Raw genomic sequence first — 6,719 nt, 5'->3', positions numbered from 1 at the left:
GCGGTCAGCGTCAGCGTGTTGCGTTAGGACGTGCAATTGTTCGTGACGCAAAAGTATTCTTAATGGACGAGCCTTTATCTAACCTTGATGCAAAGCTTCGTGTATCCATGCGTGCCGAAATTTCCAAGCTTCACCAACGCTTAGGCACAACAACGATTTACGTAACGCATGACCAAACAGAAGCGATGACAATGGCAACTCGCCTTGTAGTTATGAAAGATGGACTTATCCAACAAGTTGGAACACCAAAAGAAGTATACGAAAAGCCAGAAAACGTATTTGTAGGCGGTTTTATCGGTTCTCCTGCAATGAACTTCTTCCGTGGTGCATTAACAGACAAAGGCTTCAAATTAGACAATGTTGTCCTGTCTGTTCCAGAAGGCAAAATGAAAATGCTTCGTGAACAAGGCTATGTAGGACAAGAAGTAATTATGGGAATCCGCCCAGAGGACATCCATGATGAGCCTGTATTCATTAACGCAGCACAAGGTTCCACTGTAAACGCGAAAATTGAAGTATCTGAGTTGCTAGGTGCAGAGTCTATGCTCTACTCCCAAATCGGCGGTCAAGATTTCGTAGCACGTGTTGATGCACGTACAGATTTCAAACCTGGCCAAACAGTAACACTTGGCTTTGATATGAATAAGGTTCACTTCTTTGACTCTAGCAGCGAGCAACGCATTCGATAAAACAGAAATACCCCGTCTCTGGATAAGGAGACGGGGTATTTATATTTGTTGAAGCTTAACAGAAAAGTCTCGTTCACAGGCAGGACAATGATATAAGTGCAAGCAATACCGATTCGATTCCTCATGAGATAAGCTATCGACTTTCTCTAGCAGCTGTTGGTCCATATATGCGCTGTAAGGACCTAAATAATCTACTGTTTTCCCGCAATCCTCCATGCTGGCAGCACAATTCGGACAAGAATGCGAAATCTCAGTTAAACCGTTACAGACAGGACACATTGACATACAAATCCTCCTGAAAAAGGGCGGGGAATACCCGCCCTTATAGCCATTATTTATCGTTGAAATCCGCCTAATTGCTGTTCAGCCAATGCTACAAGACGCTTTGTAATCTCGCCGCCGACAGAGCCATTAGAACGAGACGTTGCATCTGCACCAAGTTGAACACCAAACTCTTGAGCGATTTCATATTTCATTTGATCAAGTGCAGATTGAGCACCTTGAACAACAAGCTGATTGCTGTTATTATTTCTTGACATATTGTTTCACCTCCTTAAAGTGGTGTAAGCATAGTATACGGAGAACTTCTGTTCATATGTATATCATCTACAAGGTAATTTTTGGAATATTTCTTCCGGTTGAATAATGGAAAAAATTACAACAAAATCTATCGCATATATATTTCTTCACTATCCATACTACTAGTACAGTAACAAAACAAGCCGCTTATAACACCGATGGATTAGAGCCGGCAAGGCGGTTATACTGGTTCAACTCCAGCTAATCCAACCAAAAAAACTAAACATTCATCAAGGAGGAACTAACATGGCTTCAAATAATAGCAGCAGAAATCAATTAATTGTACCTGGCGCTGAATCTGCGCTAGATCAAATGAAGTACGAAATTGCACAAGAATTTGGTGTACAGCTCGGAGCTGACGCAACAGCACGTGCAAACGGTTCCGTAGGTGGCGAAATTACAAAACGTCTTGTAGCAATGGCAGAACAACAACTTGGCGGATTCCAACGCTAATTTCATAACATGGCTAAAAAGGTCCCAGCTTTTGCCGGGACCTTTTCTAAGTGAAAATCCTTTACCTTCCTCATACTTTCTGTCTCTAGCTGTAGGCGACATTATAAAAAACCCAACCACCCAAACTCCTCAATCTATTTTTTATAAATAAAACGTTTATAAAGAGCTACTTTGATTAAACGTATACACTCTTTAGTCTTCGTATAAAACAATGGCCTATTAAGGTTCCGTTTTTTCAATAAATTATGTTTTATAACCGAACAGGCTTCTCTCCCATTGTTTAGCTCCTGCAAAAAGCTCGTTCCATATTTCGGCATGGCTATGCCAAAGTTTTCTGCTACTGTCGCTCCAATATCTGCGAAGGTTTGACGAGTTAGCATTTCTTTTCCAATGCCTTTCATGCTTGGACTGTAAACCAACAAAGGTACATATTCACGTGTATGATCCGTACCGTGATGGACTGGATCATTTCCATGGTCAGCTGTAATAATCAACAAATCATCTTCGTTCATCTTTTGAAGTACTTCTGGAAGACGTAAATCATACTCTTGCAGCGCCTCCCCATATCCCTGCGGATCACGTCTATGACCAAAGAGTGCATCAAAATCAACAAGGTTCAAAAAGCTTAACCCTGTAAAATCCATATCTAATGTATCAATTAACTTATTCATGCCATCCATGTTAGATTTTGTGCGCAATGACTTCGTTACTCCCTCGCCATCAAAAATGTCAGAAATTTTACCAATTGCAAACACCTCGTATCCTCCATTTTTCAATTCATTCATAACGGTTTGCCCAAATGGCTTCAAAGCATAGTCATGGCGGTTTTCTGTACGCTGGAAACTGCCTGGTTGTCCTAAGAATGGACGTGCGATAACACGACCGACCATATATTTCTCATCCAATGTTAATTCACGTGCAATTTTGCAAATATCATAAAGCTCATCAAGCGGTACAATTTCTTCATGTGCTGCAATTTGCAATACGCTGTCTGCAGATGTGTATACGATCATTGCTCCTGTCTCCATATGCTCCTTGCCAAGCTCATCGAGAATCTCAGTACCTGAAGCCGGCTTATTGCCGATTACTTTACGACCAGACCTTTTTTCTAGTTCTTCAATTAACTCTCTAGGGAAACCTTCTGAAAACACTTGAAATGGTTTATCGATAAATAACCCCATCATTTCCCAATGCCCAGTCATCGTATCCTTACCCACAGATTTTTCTTGCATTCTCGTATAGTAGGCCATCGGTTGCTCTACCTTTTGGATCCCTTGGATTTCACGAATATTACCAAGACCCATCTTTTCCATATTAGGTAAATATAGTCCATTCATATGCTCTGCGATATGGCCAAGCGTGTCCGCTCCTTCATCCCCATACTTTTTTGCATCTGGCGCTTCACCAATCCCAACAGAATCCATGACGATTAAAAAGATGCGTTTATATTTATTCACAACTTATCCCTCCTATGTGAAGATGCTTACATTTATTAAAAATATGTCTACGTTATTTGTTGTCGGACGTCAGACGACTTGTTGTTTAAAGTGATTCTATCATTCAATTGACTAATATTCAATATTTTTAAAATAAAATTTGTAAACGAATCTCCTCAGCATACGGTGGTTTGCCAAGAACGACTATTTAGTTAGGAGGTCCGTCCGCATTTTAATGAAACTATACACTTTGAAGGACTTGATTCATAAAACGAATGAGAGTAAAAAACAGGAACAAGACTATCTGTTCCTGTAAAAGTAAATGAATATATCGAAGAACATCTATTAAGGTTTCGATTTGTACCTCAAGTTATGGGATTTGGTGAGTTGAAAATAAGAACAGAAAAGAAGTTGTATAAGTAGGAAAATCCTCGTAAAGGATATTGGAGAATTGCCGGGGTTAAAGAACCTAACTACAAGAATAAACAATTACGTTTGACATAACTCAAAACCATACACACAACAGCGTGGGGCGTGAAGACTCGTTGTCTCCGTTCCACCCCAGCTATACTTCGGCCATATCTCAATTGAGTAAGACATAGTTAATAATGTTATTTCAAAATCCACCGCGCGTTATGAATGCCCCTGTAGCCTTTTCACTTTTACATAAATATTACGTCCAAACCATCAGAACTCTTGGAGCAAAAACCTTATTTTAAACGTTTACGGAATACATGGAAGCTAAAATTATCAGAACGAAAATAATTGATTGAATATAAAATAAGCCGATCTTTTTCATCATAGTGAGATTGTTTTAGAACTAATAAAGGAGTTTCTTTATCACATTTTAAACTATCAGAAACTTCTGGCAAATAACTAGTTGTTCCAATGTCTGTAGTCGCATAATCAATCTTAACATTGGCTTTGTCCTCTAGAAAATCAAAAATAGATTCTCGATCTAAGGTACACCCTTTTGGTAACAGATGTTCAGGAATTTTATCGATACAGTATACCAGTGGTTCTTGATTAGACGTTCTTATTCTTTTAACCAACAATATTTTTTCATTATCCCCAAGATTTAATTTTTCTTTCTCTTGGCTATTTGGCGTTACATAGTCTGAAAATATTAACCTTGTGCCCGGTGTATGCCCTCCCCTTTGAATTAAATCCGTAACACTAAACAGTTCCTCTATTCCATTAGAATATAAAGGTTTCTGATTTATAAATGTTCCTATCCCATGTTTTTTAGTGATTATATTTTCTTGTTCTAATGATCTTAAAGCTTCTCTTAATGTAGAGCGACTTACTTTGAACTCTTTAGCTAATTCTGTTTCAGAAGGCAACTTCTCACCAGGTTTTAAATTACCTTTCTCTATTTCTTCTTTAATCTTATCTATGATAACTAAATACCGTGATTTATGATAATCTTCTGTATACATTAATACGTACCTCCATAAAAGACATTAGTTATTTTATGGTATCAAAATAAACATAATTTTGCTATTTGTTTTCTAATGGAAGTTCTATGTTTATATGCCATAGTTCGTTTCGAATTACAATCACTGTCTGCATCCCCTCCCCCTTAGTTCTTGTAAATGTCTTTGTAAATTCAAACATCACAATAAAATGTTCATAACACTAGTTTTAAAATTCACTTCCAAAAGGTATTGAATATGTGACGATCCAGTGCTAGAATCAATCTAAACGCTTACAGTTGTTGGACATCTAACAACAAACAAAAAGAAATATCTTTCATATTTTTCCTTTTAATCAACTATTTTCATGGCATGGAAAATGAGAGCAGTTGAAAATTGTCCTTTCTCATTTAGGAATATACTACTTCATACTAGAAAAAATTTGTTTCTAAAAAATATTGCACACTAGATAATTAAGTGCTAGAATCAACCTAAATAGTTTTTAGTTGTCGGACGTCTGATGATTATATCTGTGGAAGCACTTTCGAAAATTGTCTTTTGGATTAACTATTTACACAGCGTAAACAATAAGAAGAGTTAAAATGCTAAAGAAAATTCTGTCTACTGCAAGGTGGGGACTCTACATGATTTATCATATAACCCTAATTACCATTTCTGGAAACCTTTAAAGAAAACTCGCCGATTAGCTTCCGGCCGGAAACTTATACTTCTTACAGTGTAAAAAACAATTGTAATCAATGCACCTATGTCATCCTTTTAGGAAGGAATAGAGCAGCAATAGATTATCATACGCAATCATTTGGAGGGAATATGATTGAATACAGTTTATGTAAACGCTACCTTTTTTACCCTGGATAAGGAAAATCGAATCTTTGAAAACGGCATGCTGATTGTTGAGGATCAACTCATCTCCTATATCGGTCCGCATTCTCCAGAACGGCTTGCTAAGACAAATCGGGTTGTGGATCTTGGCGGAAAATGGGTTTTACCAGGATTGGTAAATGCCCATTCGCATATAGTGATGACTCTTTTACGCGGCATCGGAGATGATATGCTGCTGAAGCCATGGCTAGAAACTAGAATATGGCCGATCGAAGCCCAGTTCACAACGGAAATTGCCTCTATCAGTACTCAGCTCGGTATTTTGGAAATGTTAAAATCCGGAACAACTACATTCTCGGATATGTTTAATCCCAATGGCATAGACTCTGATGCTGTAATGCAGATTATTGGCGAAACTGGGATTCGTGGAGCCTTTTCCTATACGATTTTTAGCTTAGGTACCGAAAAAGAACAGCAAGCGAATCTCATGGGAGCTGAGCGGTTTGCTAAAAACTATAAAATGGTTGCTGATGGCCGCTTAACAACTATGGTCGCACCTCATAGCCCGTATGCTTGTACACCTGAAGCACTTGTTGAAAGTGCACGGATTGCTAAAGAGAATGATTTAATGGTACACATTCATGTCTCAGAAACAGATTTTGAAGTGCTAGACATTGAAAAACGTTACGGAGCTCGGCCTGTGGAGCACCTTCGCCGTTTAGGTCTCTTTGACCAACCAACCGTGATGGCTCATGGTGTGGTGCTCAATGATGAAGAGCGAACGATATTGAAACAGTATGGTGTACGGGTTGCTCATAACCCAATTAGCAACTTGAAACTGGGTTCAGGTATTGCCGATGTTGTTCGTCTTCTAGACGCCGGAATAAAAGTAGGAATTGCAACAGACGGCGTAGCTTCTAATAACAATTTCGATATGTTCGAGGAAATGAGGACTGCTGCATTACTACAAAAAGGGATCTACAAAGATGCAACTAAGCTTCCTGCCCAAACAGTTCTATCCTTGGCTACGCGAGTAGGGGCTGAAGCAATTGGCATGGGCCACACAGGTTCTCTGGAAGTAGCCAAAAAGGCTGATTTCATTACAATTTATCCATATGACAAGGAACATTTACAGCCACTTAGTGAAGCGTATTCACATTTGCTTTATGCAGCATGCGGACGTGATGTGTGTGATGTTTACATCGATGGAAAGATAATTGTGAAAGACCGCTGCTGCTTAACTATAGATGAAGAAAAAGTAATTGCCGAAGCAAATCGCCTGCAGGCTAGCCTTTCAAGATAAG

6 protein-coding genes and 1 pseudogene are annotated in these 6,719 nt (G+C 38.7%); 3 read left to right on the top strand and 4 right to left on the bottom strand.

Translation table 11 applies throughout. The features are described from left to right. A partial coding sequence (locus EP737_RS23345; protein WP_129731527.1) for an ABC transporter ATP-binding protein occupies positions 1-689 on the top strand: 689 nt, incomplete at its 5' end. A gap of 39 nt (positions 690-728) precedes the next feature. Here the strand turns inward: EP737_RS23345 and EP737_RS23340 are convergent. Both EP737_RS23340 and EP737_RS23335 read right to left on the bottom strand, forming a co-directional pair. After that, positions 729-974, bottom strand: coding sequence for a hypothetical protein (locus EP737_RS23340; protein WP_129731525.1), 246 nt, complete (start codon positions 972-974; stop codon positions 729-731). A 50-nt stretch (positions 975-1,024) separates the two neighbouring features. Then, positions 1,025-1,228, bottom strand: coding sequence for an alpha/beta-type small acid-soluble spore protein (locus EP737_RS23335; RefSeq protein WP_129731523.1), 204 nt, complete (start codon positions 1,226-1,228; stop codon positions 1,025-1,027). A 286-nt stretch (positions 1,229-1,514) separates the two neighbouring features. Here EP737_RS23335 and EP737_RS23330 point away from each other — a divergent pair, with 286 nt between their 5' ends. Further along, positions 1,515-1,721 (top strand): alpha/beta-type small acid-soluble spore protein, encoded by a 207-nt coding sequence (locus EP737_RS23330; protein WP_129731521.1) that lies wholly within the window; start codon positions 1,515-1,517, stop codon positions 1,719-1,721. A 281-nt stretch (positions 1,722-2,002) separates the two neighbouring features. Here the strand turns inward: EP737_RS23330 and deoB are convergent. Together deoB and EP737_RS23320 are read right to left on the bottom strand one after the other, a co-directional pair. Beyond that, positions 2,003-3,178, bottom strand: a pseudogene (deoB, locus tag EP737_RS23325) (phosphopentomutase); the annotation flags it as partial. A 689-nt stretch (positions 3,179-3,867) separates the two neighbouring features. Further along, positions 3,868-4,596, bottom strand: a complete 729-nt coding sequence (locus EP737_RS23320; RefSeq protein ID WP_129731517.1) for a GntR family transcriptional regulator — start codon at positions 4,594-4,596, stop codon at positions 3,868-3,870. Between the two features lie 811 nt (positions 4,597-5,407). Here EP737_RS23320 and EP737_RS23315 point away from each other — a divergent pair. Then, the gene (locus tag EP737_RS23315; protein WP_129731510.1) at positions 5,408-6,718 is read left to right on the top strand and encodes an amidohydrolase family protein; all 1,311 of its coding nucleotides are present in this window, start codon (positions 5,408-5,410) and stop codon (positions 6,716-6,718) included. Position 6,719: the final 1 nt, after the last annotated feature.

Source organism: Ectobacillus funiculus (genome assembly GCF_004138295.1).
GTDB classification, from domain to species: Bacteria; Bacillota; Bacilli; order Bacillales; family Bacillaceae_G; genus Ectobacillus; species Ectobacillus funiculus.
This window is presented reverse-complemented; position numbering and strand designations above follow the sequence as displayed.

Coding starts and splice junctions, on each gene's coding strand:
- EP737_RS23340 (WP_129731525.1), bottom strand. CDS start 974: ATGTCAATGTGTCCTGTCTGTAACGGTTTAACTGAGATTTCGCATTCT.
- EP737_RS23335 (WP_129731523.1), bottom strand. CDS start 1,228: ATGTCAAGAAATAATAACAGCAATCAGCTTGTTGTTCAAGGTGCTCAA.
- EP737_RS23330 (WP_129731521.1), top strand. CDS start 1,515: ATGGCTTCAAATAATAGCAGCAGAAATCAATTAATTGTACCTGGCGCT.
- EP737_RS23320 (WP_129731517.1), bottom strand. CDS start 4,596: ATGTATACAGAAGATTATCATAAATCACGGTATTTAGTTATCATAGAT.